The 16320-nt window shown below is 69.0% G+C and carries 17 protein-coding genes; 6 read left to right on the top strand and 11 right to left on the bottom strand.

The genetic code is table 11. The annotated features are described in order from the left end of the window. Positions 1–138 precede the first annotated feature (138 nt). Entirely contained in the window at positions 139–372 is a 234-nt protein-coding gene (locus ACFXAZ_RS31800; RefSeq protein ID WP_382681372.1) for a glucose PTS transporter subunit EIIB, read from the bottom strand. A 175-nt stretch (positions 373–547) separates the two neighbouring features. Between ACFXAZ_RS31800 and ACFXAZ_RS31795 the strand changes: the two genes are divergently transcribed. After that, a complete protein-coding gene (locus ACFXAZ_RS31795; RefSeq protein ID WP_384598188.1) occupies positions 548–1834 on the top strand; it encodes a PTS transporter subunit EIIC in 1287 nt (428 codons plus the stop codon). 196 nt (positions 1835–2030) lie between these two features. Next, complete coding sequence (locus ACFXAZ_RS31790) at positions 2031–3281, top strand: PTS transporter subunit EIIC (protein WP_384598186.1); 1251 nt, start codon at positions 2031–2033, stop codon at positions 3279–3281. Between the two features lie 144 nt (positions 3282–3425). Here ACFXAZ_RS31790 and ACFXAZ_RS31785 read toward each other — a convergent pair whose 3' ends face one another. After that, the gene (locus ACFXAZ_RS31785; RefSeq protein ID WP_384598184.1) at positions 3426–4178 is read right to left on the bottom strand and encodes an MBL fold metallo-hydrolase; all 753 of its coding nucleotides are present in this window, start codon (positions 4176–4178) and stop codon (positions 3426–3428) included. A 225-nt stretch (positions 4179–4403) separates the two neighbouring features. On the opposite strand from ACFXAZ_RS31785, the gene ACFXAZ_RS31780 reads away from it, so the two are divergent. Continuing rightward, a complete protein-coding gene (locus tag ACFXAZ_RS31780) occupies positions 4404–4865 on the top strand; it encodes a type II toxin-antitoxin system PemK/MazF family toxin (protein WP_384598182.1) in 462 nt (153 codons plus the stop codon). Between the two features lie 109 nt (positions 4866–4974). Here the strand turns inward: ACFXAZ_RS31780 and ACFXAZ_RS31775 are convergent, their stop codons facing one another. The 7 genes from ACFXAZ_RS31775 to clpS all read right to left on the bottom strand — a co-directional run bounded on the left by ACFXAZ_RS31775 (position 4975) and on the right by clpS (position 10208). Further along, the gene (locus ACFXAZ_RS31775) at positions 4975–5925 is read right to left on the bottom strand and encodes a PLP-dependent cysteine synthase family protein (RefSeq protein WP_384598180.1); all 951 of its coding nucleotides are present in this window, start codon (positions 5923–5925) and stop codon (positions 4975–4977) included. A gap of 16 nt (positions 5926–5941) precedes the next feature. Next, complete coding sequence (locus ACFXAZ_RS31770) at positions 5942–6220, bottom strand: MoaD/ThiS family protein (protein ID WP_384598178.1); 279 nt, start codon at positions 6218–6220, stop codon at positions 5942–5944. Positions 6221–6340: 120 nt separating this feature from the next. Then, positions 6341–6439: a putative leader peptide gene (locus tag ACFXAZ_RS31765; RefSeq protein ID WP_384598176.1), complete on the bottom strand. Its 99-nt coding sequence runs from the start codon at positions 6437–6439 to the stop codon at positions 6341–6343. A 79-nt stretch (positions 6440–6518) separates the two neighbouring features. Continuing rightward, positions 6519–6941: a Mov34/MPN/PAD-1 family protein gene (locus tag ACFXAZ_RS31760; RefSeq protein WP_382681352.1), complete on the bottom strand. Its 423-nt coding sequence runs from the start codon at positions 6939–6941 to the stop codon at positions 6519–6521. A gap of 226 nt (positions 6942–7167) precedes the next feature. Then, positions 7168–8619 (bottom strand): amino acid permease, encoded by a 1452-nt coding sequence (locus ACFXAZ_RS31755; RefSeq protein WP_384598173.1) that lies wholly within the window; start codon positions 8617–8619, stop codon positions 7168–7170. A 651-nt stretch (positions 8620–9270) separates the two neighbouring features. Continuing rightward, positions 9271–9879: a DUF2017 domain-containing protein gene (locus ACFXAZ_RS31750; protein ID WP_384598171.1), complete on the bottom strand. Its 609-nt coding sequence runs from the start codon at positions 9877–9879 to the stop codon at positions 9271–9273. Positions 9880–9890: 11 nt separating this feature from the next. After that, positions 9891–10208, bottom strand: a complete 318-nt coding sequence (gene clpS, locus ACFXAZ_RS31745) for an ATP-dependent Clp protease adapter ClpS (protein WP_384598169.1) — start codon at positions 10206–10208, stop codon at positions 9891–9893. Positions 10209–10266: 58 nt separating this feature from the next. Here clpS and ACFXAZ_RS31740 point away from each other — a divergent pair, with 58 nt between their 5' ends. Further along, positions 10267–11604 carry a nicotinate phosphoribosyltransferase gene (locus ACFXAZ_RS31740; RefSeq protein ID WP_384598167.1) on the top strand — a complete coding sequence of 446 codons (1338 nt, stop codon included), beginning with the start codon at positions 10267–10269 and terminating at the stop codon, positions 11602–11604. 206 nt (positions 11605–11810) lie between these two features. Further along, the gene (locus tag ACFXAZ_RS31735; protein WP_384598165.1) at positions 11811–12419 is read left to right on the top strand and encodes an isochorismatase family protein; all 609 of its coding nucleotides are present in this window, start codon (positions 11811–11813) and stop codon (positions 12417–12419) included. Positions 12420–12607: 188 nt separating this feature from the next. Here the strand turns inward: ACFXAZ_RS31735 and ACFXAZ_RS31730 are convergent, their stop codons facing one another. Then, positions 12608–12937, bottom strand: a complete 330-nt coding sequence (locus ACFXAZ_RS31730; protein ID WP_382681337.1) for a hypothetical protein — start codon at positions 12935–12937, stop codon at positions 12608–12610. 121 nt (positions 12938–13058) lie between these two features. Further along, a complete protein-coding gene (locus ACFXAZ_RS31725) occupies positions 13059–15410 on the bottom strand; it encodes an immune inhibitor A domain-containing protein (protein WP_384598162.1) in 2352 nt (783 codons plus the stop codon). Positions 15411–15865: 455 nt separating this feature from the next. On the opposite strand from ACFXAZ_RS31725, the gene ACFXAZ_RS31720 reads away from it, so the two are divergent. Continuing rightward, positions 15866–16159 (top strand): hypothetical protein, encoded by a 294-nt coding sequence (locus ACFXAZ_RS31720; protein ID WP_384598160.1) that lies wholly within the window; start codon positions 15866–15868, stop codon positions 16157–16159. Positions 16160–16320: the final 161 nt, after the last annotated feature.

The raw sequence follows: 16320 nt of genomic DNA, 5'->3' as shown, positions 1-16320 counted from the left end.
CCTAACCTACCCCGCACGCCGCTAACTGTGCTGGCCGGGGGGTGGGGGTGTGTAGTTTTTTGTATCCCGCGCCCCGGGGCGCCCCCCCCCCCCGGGGCCGCCCGCCGCCGCCCCCTTCTCAGATCGGTCGGCGCCGACTCACATCAGGTCTTCGATGTCCGCCGCGATCGGGTCGGCGTCCGTGCCCACGACGACCTGGATGGCGGTACCCATCTTCACCACGCCGTGTGCGCCGGCGCCCTTGAGAGCGGCGTCGTTGACCAGGGATGCGTCCGCCACCTCGACCCGCAGGCGCGTGATGCAGCCCTCGATCTCCTCGATGTTGTCGATGCCACCGAGCCCGGCAACGATCTTCTCAGCCTTGCTGGCCATGTTCCTTCTCCCTGATCCGAACCGCTTTGTCGCAGTAACCCACAGTTGGCCCAACTTCGCGAGCGGTCATGCCGTCCGTACCGAATGATGGCGACACGACAGCGGAACCCTCAGTCAACTGGTCTACACCACCGCGCCGACCACCGCCAAACCCGGCCCCACCGGGAGGAGTCCGATGAGTGCCGAGAGCGCCGTCAGCCCTGGACGGTCCCACTGGAACAGTGTGTTCCAAGGGCTCCAGAAAATGGGCCGGAGCCTCCAGCTTCCCATCGCCGTCCTCCCCGCCGCGGGCATCCTCAACCGCCTCGGCCAACCCGATGTGTTCGGCGCCGACGGGCTCGGCTGGACCGATGTCTCCAAGGTGATGGTCGGCGCGGGCGGCGCCCTGCTGGACTCCTCGCTCGGCCTGCCGCTGCTGTTCTGTGTCGGCGTGGCCATCGGCATGGCGAAGAAGGCGGACGGCTCGACCGCGCTCGCCGCGGTGGCGGGTTTCCTCGTCTACTACTCGGTGCTGCGGCAGTTCCCGATCGCCTGCCCGGCCGGGGCGCAGGTGGTGGTGGCGGGCTGCCAGGCCCAGGACGGCACGGTGGGGCCCTTCACCTACCAGAACCCCGGGGTGTTCGGCGGCATCATCATGGGGCTGCTCGCGGCGTACTTCTGGGCCCGCTTCCACCGCACCAGGCTGGTCGACTGGCTGGGCTTCTTCAACGGCCGGCGGCTGGTGCCGATCATCATGGCGTTCGTCGCGATCGCGTTCGCCGCGCTGTGCCTGTGGATCTGGCCGCCGATCGGCAGCGCGCTGGAGAGCTTCTCCCAGTGGATGGACGACCTGGGCGCGTGGGGCGCGGGCATCTTCGGCGTCGCCAACCGGGCGCTGCTGGTGATCGGCCTGCATCAGTTCCTGAACGTGCCCATCTGGTTCCAGTTCGGCACGTACACCAAGCCGGACGGCACGGTGGTGCACGGCGACATCAACATGTTCCTGGCGGGCGACCCGGACGCGGGCCAGTTCACCACCGGCTTCTTCCCCATCATGATGTTCGCGCTGCCCGCCGCGGCCCTCGCGATCACCCACACCGCGAAGCCGCACCGCCGCAAGGAGATCGGCGGCCTGATGCTTTCGGTGGCGCTGACGTCGTTCGTCACCGGCATCACCGAACCGATCGAGTACTCGTTCCTGTTCATCGCGCCCGTGCTCTACGCGGTGCACGCGCTGCTGACCGGCGTGTCGATGGCGGTGACCTGGGCGCTCGGCGTCAAGGACGGCTTCAGCTTCTCCGCCGGTCTGATCGACTACGTCATCAACTGGAACCTGGCGACCAGACCCTGGCTGATCATCCCCATCGGCCTGTGCTTCGCCGCCGTCTATTACGTGATCTTCCGCTTCGCGATCACCAGGTTCGACCTCAAGACGCCGGGCCGTGAACCGGAGGACGAGGTGGAAGACGTGACCAAGGTGTAACCGTCTCCACAGGTACCCCAACTGGCTTTCCCACCAGGGCTCTTGGACCCGGCGTCCGAGGGCCCTTCGGCGTGCCGGGGGCGGGTTCGGAACGGCATCCCAGACGTTATGAAAGGAGGGTTCCTTATGCGCTGCTCATCTGCTAGAACAGGTCTACACCACTGAGTGGTGTAGACCACCACCCGTTGGAGGAAGTATGAGTTCCGCCACCACCACGGCGGCCCCCGCGAAGCGGCGGGGATCCGGTCTGTTCCAGGGCCTCCAGAAGATCGGCCGCAGCCTACAGCTCCCGATCGCCGTCCTCCCCGCCGCCGGCATCCTGCTGCGCCTCGGCCAGCCGGACGTGTTCGGCCCGGACGGACTGGGCTGGGACAGGGTCGCGTCCGTGTTCGCCACCGCCGGTGGCGCGATCTTCGACAACCTGCCGCTGCTCTTCTGTATAGGTGTGGCCATCGGCTTCGCCAAGAAGTCGGACGGCTCGACCGCGCTCGCCGCGCTGGTCGGCTTCCTGGTGTACAGCAATGTGCTCAAGGCGTTCCCGGTCACCGAAGCGGTGATCCAGGACGGCGCGGACGCCGCCGCCACCTACAACAACCCCGGTGTGCTCGGCGGCATCCTGATGGGTCTGCTGTCGGCCACACTGTGGCAGCGCTACCACCGCAAGCAGCTGGTGGACTGGCTCGGCTTCTTCAACGGGCGCCGACTGGTGCCGATCATCATGGCGTTCGTCGGCACCGCGATGGGCGTGCTGTTCGGCCTGGTCTGGGAGCCGATCGGCAACGGCATCTCGGACGTCGGCGAGTGGATCACCGGCCTGGGCGCCGTGGGCGCCGGTCTGTTCGGTCTGATCAACCGCGCACTGATCCCGATCGGTATGCACCAGTTCGTCAACACCGTCTCCTGGTTCCAGATCGGCGACTTCACCAACGCCGCGGGCGAGGTCGTGCACGGCGACCTGAACCGGTTCTTCGCCGGTGACCCGGACGCCGGTCAGTTCATGTCCGGCTTCTTCCCGATCATGATGTTCGGTCTGCCCGCCGCCGCGATCGCGATCGCACACGCCGCCCGGCCCGAGCGCCGCAAGGCCGTGATGGGCATGATGATCTCGCTCGCCCTGACCTCGTTCGTGACCGGTGTCACCGAGCCGATCGAGTTCGCGTTCATGTTCATCGCCCCGCTGCTGTACGTGATCCACGCGGTGCTCACGGCCCTCTCCATGGCGATCACCTGGGCGCTGGGCGTCCATGCGGGCTTCACCTTCTCCGCGGGCTTCATCGACTACGCGCTGAACTGGAACCTCTCCACCAAGCCATGGCTCATCATCCCGATCGGCCTGGTCTTCGCGGCGATCTACTACACGGTCTTCCGTTTCGCGATCGTGAAGTTCAACCTCCCCACCCCGGGCCGCGAGCCCGAGGAAGAGGTCGAGGACCTCACCAAGGCGTAACCCCCGCAGGGGCGTCACCCCATCCTCCCTGGGGTGCCCTCCCCCGAACGCCCCTGACGAAGGCCCCGGCATCATGGAGATGCCGGGGCCTTTCGTATGTCGTTCGATGCCCGCTCAATGTTCGTTCGATCAGATCTCGCTCGATCAGATCTCGTACGACACCCTGGGCGCCGCCAGCTCCACCGGGCCGTCGTACACCTCACGCGCGTCCGCCAGATTCAGCTGAGGGTCCGTCCACGGCGGAATGTGGGTGAGGACCAGTCGGCGGGCACCGGCGCGATTCGCGGTCTCGCCCGCCTCACGGCCATTGAGGTGCAGGTCCGGGATGGACTCCTTGCCGTGGGTGAACGCGGCCTCGCACAGGAACAGGTCGGCGTCGCGGGCGAGTTCGTCCAGCGCCGGGGTGACGCCGCTGTCGCCCGAGTACGTCAAAGTCCGTCCGGCGTGCTCGACGCGGATGCCGTAGGCCTCCACCGGATGTGCCACCCGGTCGGTGTGCATCGTGAAGGGGCCGATCTCGAAGGTGCCCGGCTTGACGGTGTGGAAGTCGAAGACCTCGCTCATGGACGAGGCGGTCGGGGTGTCGGCGTAGGCGGTGGTCAGCCGGTGTTCCGTGCCCTCCGGTCCGTAGACCGGGATCGGATCGGCCCGGCCGCCGTCGTGCCGGTAGTACCGCGCCACGAAATAGGCGCACATGTCGATGCAGTGGTCGGCGTGCAGATGGCTCAGAAAGATCGCGTCGAGGTCGTAGAGACCGCAGTGGCGCTGCAACTCGCCCAGGGCACCGTTGCCCATGTCGAGAAGCAGCCGGAAGCCGTCGGCCTCTACGAGGTAGCTCGAACAGGCCGATTCCGCGGACGGGAACGACCCCGAGCAGCCGACGACGGTGAGCTTCATGAAACAGAAACCTCCGCTGGCGGATAAGGAGAGACGGGGGTCGTGCGGTTTGTCGAGCGTAAGGCGCAAAACGTCCGGTCGCTCCTCCGCCAAGGGCTGTTGTGGGCGAACTCACCTGTGGTGTCACCGGTTCGGCTGGACGTACGGGGCACGGGGGCCGGGCGCGGCGGACGGCCCACGGCACGGCACCCGGCGTCGGCCGGGCGGGCCGGTACCGTCGTCCGTATGGACACGTCATGGTGGCCGGCGCTCGCGGCGGTGGTGCTGCTCGCCCTGGTCGCCGCGCTCGTCGACGGCTGGGGGCGAGGGCGGCGGCCGGGCGGGCGGCGCCGGCCGCCGGGAGGTCCGGGGCGACCGGGCCGGCGGGCGGCGCGGGCCGATCCGCGGCCCGGCGAGATCTGGTGGGCCCAGGTGCCCTACGAGGACGGGCCCGGCGGCAAGGACCGGCCCTGTCTGGTGCTCGCGGTGCACGGGCGGCGGGCCCTGGTCGCCAAGATCACCACGAAGTACCGCGATGAACGGGCCGGCGTGCTCCGGCTGCCGCCCGGCTCGGTCGGCGACGCGCACGGCCGCCCGAGCTTCCTGGAGACGGACGAGCTGCGCCGGGTACCGGTGACGGACTTCCGGCGGCGGGCGGGGACGGTGGACCCGGCCCTGTGGGACCAGGTCCGCCATCTGGCGAAATGAACCTGTGCGACACGATATGAACCGGCGCGACATGATCATCCGCGCGTCATCCGTGCCCCAGCGGAGCGGGCGCGCGCGTGAAACGAACACGCGCGGCTGATCGAACGGGCTACGCCCAGAGCTGGCCCTGGAGCGTTTCGATCGCTTCCTCCGTGGTCGCCGCCGTGTACACCCCGGTCGAGAGGTACTTCCAGCCGCCGTCGGCCACGACGAACACGATGTCCGCGCTCTCCCCGGCCTTGATCGCTTTCTGGCCGACACCGATCGCGGCGTGCAGCGCGGCGCCGGTGGAGACGCCCGCGAAGATGCCCTCCTGCTGGAGCAGCTCACGGGTGCGGGTGACGGCGTCGGCGGAGCCGACCGAGAACCGGGTGGTGAGCACGGAGGCGTCGTACAGCTCGGGCACGAACCCCTCGTCGAGGTTGCGCAGGCCGTAGACCAGGTCGTCGTAGCGCGGCTCGGCGGCGACGATCCTGACGTCCGGCTTGTGCTCGCGCAGATAGCGGCCGACGCCCATCAGGGTGCCGGTGGTGCCGAGTCCGGCCACGAAGTGGGTGATCGAGGGCAGGTCGGCGAGGATCTCCGGGCCGGTCGTGGCGTAGTGCGCGCCCGCGTTGTCCGGGTTGCCGTACTGGTAGAGCATCACCCAGTCCGGGTGCTCGGCGGCCAGTTCCTTGGCGACGCGCACGGCGGTGTTGGAGCCGCCCGCGGCCGGGGAGGAGATGATCTCGGCGCCCCACATGCCGAGCAGGTCCCGGCGCTCGTGCGAGGTGTTCTCGGGCATCACGCACACCATGCGGTAGCCCTTGAGCTTGGCGGCCATGGCGAGGGAGATGCCGGTGTTGCCGGAGGTGGGCTCCAGGATGGTGCAGCCCGGGGTGAGCCGTCCGTCCTTCTCGGCCTGCTCGATCATGTGCAGGGCGGGGCGGTCCTTGACGGAACCGGTCGGGTTGCGGTCCTCCAGCTTGGCCCAGATCCGGACCTCGGGGGACGGTGAAAGCCGCGGCAGGCGCACCAGGGGGGTGTTGCCCACCGCGGCCAGCGGGGAGTCGTAGCGCATCGCGGGTCAGCGGCCCTCAGGCCTTGCCGCCGGCCACGGCCGGCAGGATGGTCACGTTGTCGCCGTCGGTGAGCTTGGTGCTGATGCCGTCCAGGAAGCGGACGTCCTCGTCGTTGAGGTAGACGTTGACGAAGCGGCGCAGCTGATCGCCGTCCACGATGCGGGCCTGGATGCCCGCGTGGCGGGTTTCGAGGTCGGCGAACAGCGCGGCGAGGGTGTCGCCGCTGCCCGGCACCGCCTTCTGACCGTCGGTGTACTGGCGCAGGATGGTGGGGATGCGGACCTCGATGGCCATGATTGCGGGCTCCTGTCGGAAGAGGCGGGTCGGTGGGCGCGCGGCGGCGCTGGTGCGGCGGGGTGGTGCGACGAGATGGTTGCCGCGCCGCGGCTCACGGCCGTACGGCGGCAGGGAACGTCAACAGATGGCGCTGTTCAGCCTGCACAGGTCGACGTGCAGCCGCGCCACGAGCAGCGGTGTGCTCGGCGCCTTCTCGCTCACGTCGTTCAGAACCATGCGGTCATCGTATCGATTCCCGGTCCGGCCTTTGGAATGTGATCTCGCATGCTGGATGAATTCTGACCGAATGCCGGGATCAGTAGGCCGTCACGACCGTGACCTCCTCCTCCGTGACCTCGCCCTCCACGATCCGGAAGGACCGGAACTGGAACTCGCCCGCCCCGTCGGCGTCCGCCGTGGACACCAGCACATAGTGGGCGCCGGGCTCGTTGGCGTAGGAGATGTCGGTGCGGGACGGGTACGCCTCGGTCGCGGTGTGGGAGTGGTAGATGATCACCGGCTCCTCGTCGCGGTCGTCCATCGCGCGGTAGAGCTTGAGCAGATCCCCGGAGTCGAACTCGTAGAACGTGGGCGAGCGGGCGGCGTTCAGCATCGGGATGAACCGCTCCGGCCGGCCCGTGCCCACCGGGCCGGCGACCACGCCGCACGCCTCGTCGGGGTGATCCTCGCGCGCGTGGGCGACGATCTGGTCGTACAGGGCCTGTGTGAGGGTCAGCATGGTCGCCAGGATAAGCACCGGGGCGGTGCCGGGCCCCGTGGGCGGGAGGGGGCGCCCCCCAAATTGGAGCGTCAGGTTTAATACCGCCCATTGCGGCCGGCGGGCCCCGGGCGCACCCCCCCCCCGGGGTGTGGGGGGGGCTATCGGTGTCCGACTTGAAACCCCCGGGGGCTGCACTGACCGGGGGCAGGGGGGGGCACCCCCCACATGCTGGACGCTTCGGTGATCAGCCGACCTTGTCGGCCGTCCGGACCGGGTCCTCACCCGCCTGCGGGTTGCGGGTCTTCAGGACCTGCCAGCCGATCCACAGCGCGACGGCCCAGCCCGCCATCACATACAGACAGACCCGCGCGTCGGCGTCGTAGGCGATCAGACAGGTCACGAAGAGCAGGAACGCGATGGCGATGTACGAGCACACCGCGCCGCCCGGGGCGGGGAAGGACGAGCGCGGCAGCCGGCCCGCGACCACGCCCCGGCGGTAGAGCACATGGCTGATCAGGATCATCAGCCAGGTCCAGATGCCCGCGGCGGTGGCGATGGAGACGACGTAGCCGAACGCTTTTTCGGGGACGATGTAGTTGAGGATGACGCCGATGCCCATGAACAGCACCGAGACGGTGATGCCGAACGCCGGGGTGCGGGTGGAGGACAGCTTGCTGAAGACGCGCGGGGCCTCGCCGTTGTCGGCCAGGGTGCGCAGCATGCGGCCCGTGGAGTACATGCCGGAGTTGCAGGACGACAGGGCGGCCGTGAGCACCACGAAGTTCACGATGCCGGCGCCCGCCGGGATGCCGATCTGCGCGAACGCCTCGACGAACGGGCTCACCCCGGGTGCGAACTCGGTCCACTTGACCACGCACAGGATGACCGTGAGCGCGCCGACGTAGAAGAGCGCGATCCGCCAGGGCAGGGTGTTGATCGCCTTGGGGAGGGTCTTCTCGGGGTTCTCCGACTCACCGGCCGTGACGCCGACCAGTTCGACCGCAAGGTAGGCGAACATCACGCCCTGGAGGGTCATCAGGGACGAGCCGATGCCCTTGGGGAAGAAACCGTCGAAGGCCCACAGGTTGGAGACCGCGGCGGTGTCCCCGGCGGAGCTGAAGCCGAAGGTGAGCACGCCCAGACCGATCACGATCATGCCGAGCAGGGCGGTGACCTTGACCATGGAGAACCAGAACTCGATCTCGCCGAACAGCTTCACCGAGATCAGGTTGGCCCCGAACAGGACGATCAGAAAGACAAGAGCGGTCACCCATTGCGGGACGACCGGCCACCAGTAGTTCACGTAGATCGCGGCGGCGGTCAGCTCCGCCATCCCGGTGACCACCCACATCAGCCAGTACGTCCAGCCGGTGAAGTAGCCGAAGAACGGGCCCAGGAACTCCCGCGAGTACTCCGCGAAGGAGCCGGAGACCGGGCGGTAGAGCAGCAGTTCGCCCAGGGCCCGCATGATGAAGAAGATGATCACGCCCGCGAGGGCGTACATGAGGATGAGGCTCGGACCGGCCTTGGCGATGTTCGCCCCGGCCCCCAGGAAGAGGCCGACGCCGATGGCGCCGCCGATCGCGATCATCTGGACCTGGCGGCTGCCGAGTCCGCGTTCGTAGCCTTCCTCGGGAGCCTTGCCGCTCCCGGCCCCGTCGCCGTCGTAGGTCTGGTCGACCTGCGCAGAGGTCATCAGTGGTGCGCCTTTCTCCATGCCCGGTCCCGGCCGTCGCTCGGCCGCGGACCGGATTTCGATCCCCCCGGATAGATGGAGTGCCAGGCCGGCGGTCGGCCGGCTCGGTGGCGCACCCGGTCGGACAGGGGTGGCGTCCGCCGGGCGAAGTGCAGATCTATCACGCTGGAATCGTCGATCGTCCGCGCAACATGTGGCGCACGACACAAGGAGAAGGGGACAAACGTGGGACGCCTCCGCCATAAACGGCGACCCCGGTGACGCGATCGTTATCCCGATTTGAGCGTCCGCTGAGCGAACAAAAGCCCGTCAGAAGGGCGCGACACGACAGATTCCTCGGCGTGTCGGCGCGGGGGTCCGAGCGGGTGAACATCGGAGGGGTGATCGTTCGAACATCCCGGCGCGATCGGGCGGGGACGATCACCGGGTGAAGGGGCGGACGGTCCCCGGAGAGAGGGGCGGCCGATCACCGGGAGGACCGGTCGGACGATCACCGGGCGGAGGGCCGGACGGTCGCGACAGGACCAGCCCGACGCTCACGGCGAGATCGGCCGGACGATCGCAACAGGACCGACCGGGGAATCACGGGACGCGCGAACGGACGATCACCAGACCTGCCGGCAGGCGATCACCGGAGGCGCGAACGGGCGATCACGGCATGAGTGTCTGGACGAGCGTCTCCTGGAGGCCGCCCAGCCACAGGTACGCCATCACCAACGGCTTGCGCTCGTCGTCGTCCGGGAGCCGGTACAGCAGGGCGCTCTCGTCCTCGTCGGTGATCTCCAGCCGGGTGGCGATCGCCAGCCGCAGATCGTTCAGGGAGCCGAGCCAGGGCCGGGCGTCCTCGGGCGAGAGTTTGAGCACCGCGCCGGAGCCGGTGGCGTCCGCCGCCAGTTCGTCCAGCGAGCGGATCACCGCGAGGGCGTTGTCACGCTTGCCGGCCCTGAGGTCGTTCTCGGTGAAGCGGCGGAACTCGGCGGAGTGGGCGCGCCGCTCCTCGGCCTGCGCGGCGGAGGCGGGCGTGTGCTCGGGGTCGGTGTAGGCGTCCGGGAAGAGCCGCTTGAGGACCGGGTCGGAGGGCGGTTCGCTCGGGCCCTCGGCGAACAGCTCGGCGAGCGGGTCGTCGGGCGTGTCCTCGGCGGGGCCGGGTCCGATCAGTTCCAGCAATTGGACGGTCAGCGACCGGATGATGGAGATCTCGACCTCGTCGAGCGCGACGGCCGCGCCGCCGCCGGGGAGCGGTTCGAAGGTTCCTGGCATGGCGGCGATCGCTACTTCCGGTCCTGCTGGAGGGTGGCCCACAAGCCGTAGCCGTGCATGGCCTGCACGTCGCGTTCCATCTCCTCGCGGCTCCCGCTGGAGACGACCGCACGGCCCTTGTGGTGGACGTCGAGCATGAGCTTGTGGGCCTTGTCCTTGGAATAGCCGAAGTACGACTGGAAGACATAGGCCACATAGCTCATGAGGTTGACGGGGTCGTTGTGGACGATCGTGACCCAGGGGACGTCGGGCTCCGGTACGGCAGAGACCTCCTCCGCCGACTCGGTGCGTTCGATCTCGATGGGAGCGGCTGACGTCACAACCCCCATGCTGCCACGTGCGCCACAAATCGTCACACTGACGAGATGGGGTGTAGCATCAAGGGTCATGAACACAGCAGACCTTGGGCTGCCGGTGGATGTCCCGTCGACGGCGCTCTTCACGGACCAGTACGAGCTGACGATGCTCCAGGCGGCCCTCAAGGCGGGCACCGCGCAACGGCGCAGTGTCTTCGAGGTCTTCACCCGGCGGCTGCCCCACGGCCGCCGCTACGGCGTCGTCGCGGGCACCGGCCGGGTACTGGACGCCGTCGAGAACTTCCGCTTCGACGCCGCCGTGATCGGTTTTCTGCGCGAACGATCGATCGTGGACGAGGACACCCTGGAGTGGCTGGCCGGATACCGCTTCCGCGGGGACATCTGGGGCTACCCCGAGGGCGAGGTGTACTTCCCCGGGTCGCCGATCATGCGTGTCGAGGGCTCCTTCGCCGAGTGCGTGCTCCTGGAGACGGTGATCCTCTCGATCCTCAACCACGACTCCGCGATCGCGGCGGCGGCCTCGCGGATGTCGTCGGCCGCCGGGGGCCGCCCGCTGATCGAGATGGGCGCCCGGCGCACGCACGAGCTGGCCGCGGTCGCGTCCGCCCGCGCGGCGTACGTCGGCGGCTTCTCCTCCACGTCCGACCTCGCGGCCGGTTTCCGCTACGGCATCCCGACCGTCGGCACCAGCGCCCACGCCTTCACCCTGCTGCACGACCACGAGCGGGACGCCTTCCGCGCCCAGGTGGACTCCATGGGGCGCGGCACCACGCTGCTGGTGGACACGTACGACGTCGCCGATGCGGTCCGTACGGCCGTGGAGGTGGCCGGGACCGATCTGGGGGCCGTACGCATCGACTCGGGGGATCTGCTGCTGGTCGCGCACCGGGTGCGGCAGCAGCTGGACGAGCTGGGGGCGACCGGGACGCGGATCATCGTGACGTCCGACCTCGACGAGTACGCCATCGCCTCGCTGGCGGCGGCCCCGGTGGACGCGTACGGGGTGGGCACGCAGTTGGTGACCGGGTCGGGGCATCCGACCTGCTCGATGGTGTACAAGCTGGTCGCGCGGGCCGAGTCGGGCGATCCCAGGGCGCCGCTGGTGCCGGTCGCGAAGCGGTCCACCGGGGGCAAGACGTCCATCGGCGGGCGCAAGTGGGCCGCCCGGCGGGTGGACGAGCGGGGAGTGGCCGAGGCCGAGGTGATCGGTACGGGGTCCGTTCCCGGCGAGCTGGCCGATCTTCAGCTGCTGGTCGAGCTGATCAAGGGTGGTCAGGTGATCACGCGCGAGCCGTTGGACGTCGTGCGCGAGCGGCACGTGGCGGCGCGTGCGAGGCTGCCCCTGTCGGCGACCCAGCTGTCCCGCGGGGAACCGGTGCTCCCGACCGAGTACGCGGCGGTCGGCTGACGCGGTGCGCGAATGATCAGCGCATGATGATCGTTCGCGCGGCTCCCGTCAGTGCCCCTCCCCTATCCGGCCCCGATTCTCTAGGCTCGTAGGTTCAGGTCTCGACCCCAGCGTTCCCGAAGCCCTCCTGAAGCGGGCCGCCGCCCCCGGACTCCACCGCCCCGGGCACCCATCGCCCCGGAACCCACCGTCGAAGGACACCGAACATGCGTCGTGCGTTGCTCGTCATCGATGTGCAGAACGACTTCTGCGAGGGGGGCAGTCTCGCGGTGGCCGGAGGGGCCGACGTGGCCGCCGCCATCACCGATCTGATCGCCCAGGCCCCGGCCCCGGCCGGATACCGGCATGTCATCGCCACCCGTGACCGTCACATCGCGCCGGGTGGCCATTTCGCGGACAATCCGGACTTCGTGCACTCCTGGCCCGCGCACTGTGTCGCGGGCACGGAGGGCGTCGGCTTCCATCCGAACTTCGCCCCGGCGGTCGCCTCCGGCGCGGTGGACGCGGTGTTCGACAAGGGGGCGTACGCGGCGGCGTACAGCGGCTTCGAGGGGGCCGACGAGAACGGCACCTCGCTGGCCGACTGGCTGCGCGCGCGGAAGATCGACGAGGTGGACGTGGTCGGCATCGCCACCGACCACTGCGTACGGGCCACCGCCCTGGACGCCGTCCGCGAGGGCTTCCGCACCCAGGTGCTGCTGGACCTGACCGCCGGCGTGGCCGCGGAGACCACCGAGCGGGCCCTGGAGGACCTGCGCGGGGCCGGGGTGGAACTGACCGGCAAGCCGGTCGTGAACGGCCAGGGACCCGCCTAGAGCCGCTCGGGACCCCCTCAAGGGTCCCCCGGCCGGGCCACCCCGGGATTCCGCGGCCTTCACGGGCTTCCGCGGCTTCCCGCGCTTCCAGGAAGCCGCCATGCCCGCCCCTCGGGCGAGGGCACGGGCGAGGCCACGCGGGTGGGCCAGCGAAAGGCGACAGCGACGGCAACAGCGGCGGCAGGCCCCTACGCAGGCGCCGCCGGTCTGCGCAGCAGCGCCCGGATCGGGTGCCACAGCTCGGTCACGCCGAGCAGGTCCTCCGGGGCCGTGCGCCATATGAGGCCGTCGGGGTGGTGCAGTACGGCGGTGACCTCGTCCGGGGTGGGCGGCGCCGTGTTGCCGCGCAGGTAGATCGCGCGCAGGCCGAGATTGCGCAGCCGGGTCAGGGCGCGTGCCCGGTTCTGGGCGTGGACGAGCACACGTACGCCCGCCGGGCGGTCGGGGGCGGGGCTGGGCAGATTCAGCGCCACCACCACCGTGCCGTTCGGCAGCTTGCAGAAACCTCCTGCGGCCATGCAGTCACACCCCCGTGCGAGCCGGTGTCAATAAGAGAACCACAGGACGCACCTAAACACGATCGGCGGCAGCCCGCCAAGGGGCTCCCGCCGATACGCGCCTGACCTGCGTAAATGTCGCTTACTTCACCGCACGACCCACTTCGAGCGTGATCGTGGAGCCATTATTGGCCTCCTTGACGATCTTGATCTTGGTGTTGGTGTCAGTGATCTTGACGCCCGCCGTCGGGTTCGTCTGGTCGTAGTACGTGTTCGTGTGATCGTTGAAGACCGACACGCCCTTCGACGAGGGAATCCGGGTCGGCACGCCCGCCTTGTGCAGCGTGATGCCGTCCGTGCGGGAGAGGCTGAACGTGGAGTCGTAGGACTGGATGCGGTTGCGCATCAGGGTGCCGTCCGACCACTTCAGCGGCGTCGCGTGGGAGTCGACCGGCAGCACCAGACCGGCGCCCGGGTGGACGCTGGTGTTGTTGTCCGCCTGGGAGGTGTCCCACTTCCAGATCAACAGGCCGTTCTGGTACGGGTAGTGCTCCACCCAGTCCGGACGGGTGGTGGAGAAGCCGAAGTTGTACGGGCCGGCCTTGAGCGTCTTGTCGTACGACACGTACTGGCGGTTCTCGGCGATGTAGTACTGCGCGTAGTCGTCGGTGAACGACGCGCCGATGCGGGAGAAGCCGCCGGCGGTCCAGGCCGGGTCCGCGCTCTCGGCGTTGTCCGTGAACAGCGCGGTGCCGTCGGCGACGACCGAGATCCGGTCGGCGGCGAAGCCCTTGAGCGCCACACCGCCGTCGGTGGCGTAGCGGAAGCGCAGATCGATCCGCTGGCCCGCGTACGCGTCGAGCGAGTACGAGAGCTGCTGGTAGGTGTCGACGACACCGGTCAGGGCCGGCTTGTCGCTGCCGTCGCGCGGGATCGGCTGGCCGCCCACCGTGCCGTCGATCGTGGTCCAGTTGGCGCCGCCGTCGGTGGACACCTCGGTGTAGAGGTAGTCGTAGTCGGCCTCGATCTGGTACCAGCCGTCGAACGTCAGGTCCGCCGATGTCTTTCCGGTCAGATCGATCGATCGCGTCAGCGTGTTGCGCAGATCGTCACCGCTGCCGCTCCACCACTGGGTGGCGCCCTCCGCGGGGGGCACCACTTCGGTGGTGACCTCCTTGTCCGGCAGTTCGACCACCAGGGCCTGAGCGTTCTTGGTGTTGTACTCGGCGACGCCCAGGGTGTGTTTCGACGCCGTGGCGGCCGTGGCCGTGTCGTAGTTCAGCCAGCCCAGCTGGAGCTTGTCCCAGGCGGTCATGTCACCGGGCAGATCGCCGATGGAGTCCTCGCCGGTGCCCAGCCAGGAGCCGGAGGACATCAGGGTCCAGAACCCGGTGGAGTTCTCGCCGCCCTGGGTGTCGTAGTGGTCCGGCAGACCGAGGTCGTGGCCGTACTCGTGGGCGAAGACACCGAGGCCGCCGTTCTCCGGCTGGATGGTGTAGTCGCCGACCCAGATGCCGGAGGTGCCGATCTGGGTGCCGCCGAGCTTGTTGCCCTCGGGGCCGGTGGCGCCGGCGTCCGTGCCGAAGGCGTACCAGCGGTGCGCCCAGATGGCGTCCGTGCCCTGCGCGCCGCCGCCCGCGGACTCGTCCTCACCGGCGTGCACGATCTGGAAGTGGTCGATGTAACCGTCGGGCTCGTTGAAGTCGCCGTCGCCGTCGTGGTCGTAACGGTCCCACTGGTCGTACTCGGAGAGCTTCGCCGTGATCTCGGCGTCCGTCTTGCCGGCCGCCTTCTGGCCCGCGGCCCAGGCGGTGACGCCGTCCTGCACCGCGTACCAGGCGCAGTTGTCCGGGACGCAGCTGTTGGAGCCGTAGCGGGCCTCGTTGTAGGGGACCGTGACCCAGTCGGCGACCTCGCCCTCGATCGAGTAGCGGCCCGAGGACTGCTTCTCGTAGTAGGTCTTCATCGAGGCGGCGCCCTCGCCGAAGTACAGGTCCTGGTAGTGCTCCTGGTTGTAGTCCGCCTGCCAGTCGGTGCTGTTGTCCTTGGACCGGTCGGGCTCGGCGATCTCGTTGTGCAGGGGTCCGGGGGTGCCGCCGTAGCGGCTGTCTATCTGGTCACCGAACTCGACCAGGATGGTGAAGATCTTGTCGGTGCTCTCCCGCCCCAGCTCGACGTACTTGCTGTCGCCCTTCTTGGACTCCAGCTCCACGACCTGCGAGCCGTTGCGCTCCTGGACCTCGGCCTGGCCGGAGATGACCTGGTTGAGGGCTTCCTCGCGCTGAGCGGTCTGGGTGTCGGTGAGCGGTCCCTTGAGGTTGTGGGGCTCTTCGTTCGCCTGGGCCGACGCCGGGTCCTGGCGGTCGACGGCCGTGGTGGCGGACGCTTGGGTGGAGTCGGCCTGGGCCACGGTGAAACCGGAGATCGTGGCGGTGGCCGCGGCGAGCGCTACGGCGGTCGCCGCTGCTCTGAACGTCCAGGGTCTACTGGTCACTTGAGTTCCTCCTCCGCGTCCGGGCGCACGGGAGGAGGGGTCCGGGAGTGGTGTGGAACCCGCGCGCTCCTGATCAACGCGTGTAGTCAAGTGACGTCATTCGACTAGAGGTTGAGAAGAAAAGACAGATCTTGACTTGGACAGGTCAATTGCACTATGCGGTACGTTCACCCCGCTGAGCGAACGTCGCACCGCGGCCCATCCCCGTGCAAACTGCCCCGCACCTGCGCGTATATGCGGAACCACGCCGTCAACGGGCGCGCGTGACCGTCCACTTGGTGGACGTCATGACTCGGTGCGCCCCCTGTGCTCCGGCACAGTAGGTCAGGTAACGCTTACCGTTCGTTCCCCTCGGGCATCCACGCCGTTAGAGTCGAGTGGCGGAACGCCCGGAAGTCGGCGGAAAGCCAGGCCGACAACCTAGTCTCACCCCCACTTCCGAGGACACGATTGCCATGCCTCGTCCGACTGCCGCACAGCTCGTCTACGGCTCGTGCACCGTGATCCTGTCGACCCTCGCCATGCTGCTGCTGTCACAGACGGACTCCCCCGGGGGGATCGCCGTCGTCACCGTGACGGCGCTGGCCCTGGGACTGGTCGTCTCCGTCACGGCCCCTGTGAAGAAGTCCCCCAAGCGGATCCCCTCCACCACCGTGGCACCCCCCGTGCCGCAGCACCCGGTGGCGGTCACGGTGCCCGCTGGTCCGCGTCATCGCCCGCGTCAGCCGGTCCGGGAAACCACTCGTTGACCCACCCGTCAGCCCACCCGTTCCCGACCGGTCGTACCACCCCACAGCTGAATACGTCGATGGGGGGGCCCGGGGTTTACCCGGGCGCCCGACGGGGGGGGGGCGGGGGGACCGCGGGGGGGTGAGGCGGGGGGGGGGGCCCCCCCCGGGGGGGGGCGGCG

Origin of the sequence: Streptomyces sp. NPDC059477 (genome assembly GCF_042749375.1) — a bacterium.
Taxonomy (GTDB): Bacteria; Actinomycetota; Actinomycetes; order Streptomycetales; family Streptomycetaceae; genus Streptomyces.
Note: the sequence above shows the minus strand (reverse complement) of the source record. Positions and strands in the feature narration are given on the sequence as shown.

What these genes read in the sequence shown, in the direction of transcription:
- ACFXAZ_RS31800 (WP_382681372.1), bottom strand. Translation starts at nt 372, where the DNA reads ATGGCCAGCAAGGCTGAGAAGATCGTTGCCGGGCTCGGTGGCATCGAC.
- ACFXAZ_RS31795 (WP_384598188.1), top strand. Translation starts at nt 548, where the DNA reads ATGAGTGCCGAGAGCGCCGTCAGCCCTGGACGGTCCCACTGGAACAGT.
- ACFXAZ_RS31790 (WP_384598186.1), top strand. Translation starts at nt 2,031, where the DNA reads ATGAGTTCCGCCACCACCACGGCGGCCCCCGCGAAGCGGCGGGGATCC.
- ACFXAZ_RS31785 (WP_384598184.1), bottom strand. Translation starts at nt 4,178, where the DNA reads ATGAAGCTCACCGTCGTCGGCTGCTCGGGGTCGTTCCCGTCCGCGGAA.
- ACFXAZ_RS31780 (WP_384598182.1), top strand. Translation starts at nt 4,404, where the DNA reads ATGGACACGTCATGGTGGCCGGCGCTCGCGGCGGTGGTGCTGCTCGCC.
- ACFXAZ_RS31775 (WP_384598180.1), bottom strand. Translation starts at nt 5,925, where the DNA reads ATGCGCTACGACTCCCCGCTGGCCGCGGTGGGCAACACCCCCCTGGTG.
- ACFXAZ_RS31770 (WP_384598178.1), bottom strand. Translation starts at nt 6,220, where the DNA reads ATGGCCATCGAGGTCCGCATCCCCACCATCCTGCGCCAGTACACCGAC.
- ACFXAZ_RS31765 (WP_384598176.1), bottom strand. Translation starts at nt 6,439, where the DNA reads ATGGTTCTGAACGACGTGAGCGAGAAGGCGCCGAGCACACCGCTGCTC.
- ACFXAZ_RS31760 (WP_382681352.1), bottom strand. Translation starts at nt 6,941, where the DNA reads ATGCTGACCCTCACACAGGCCCTGTACGACCAGATCGTCGCCCACGCG.
- ACFXAZ_RS31755 (WP_384598173.1), bottom strand. Translation starts at nt 8,619, where the DNA reads ATGACCTCTGCGCAGGTCGACCAGACCTACGACGGCGACGGGGCCGGG.
- ACFXAZ_RS31750 (WP_384598171.1), bottom strand. Translation starts at nt 9,879, where the DNA reads ATGCCAGGAACCTTCGAACCGCTCCCCGGCGGCGGCGCGGCCGTCGCG.
- clpS (WP_384598169.1), bottom strand. Translation starts at nt 10,208, where the DNA reads ATGGGGGTTGTGACGTCAGCCGCTCCCATCGAGATCGAACGCACCGAG.
- ACFXAZ_RS31740 (WP_384598167.1), top strand. Translation starts at nt 10,267, where the DNA reads ATGAACACAGCAGACCTTGGGCTGCCGGTGGATGTCCCGTCGACGGCG.
- ACFXAZ_RS31735 (WP_384598165.1), top strand. Translation starts at nt 11,811, where the DNA reads ATGCGTCGTGCGTTGCTCGTCATCGATGTGCAGAACGACTTCTGCGAG.
- ACFXAZ_RS31730 (WP_382681337.1), bottom strand. Translation starts at nt 12,937, where the DNA reads ATGGCCGCAGGAGGTTTCTGCAAGCTGCCGAACGGCACGGTGGTGGTG.
- ACFXAZ_RS31720 (WP_384598160.1), top strand. Translation starts at nt 15,866, where the DNA reads ATGCCTCGTCCGACTGCCGCACAGCTCGTCTACGGCTCGTGCACCGTG.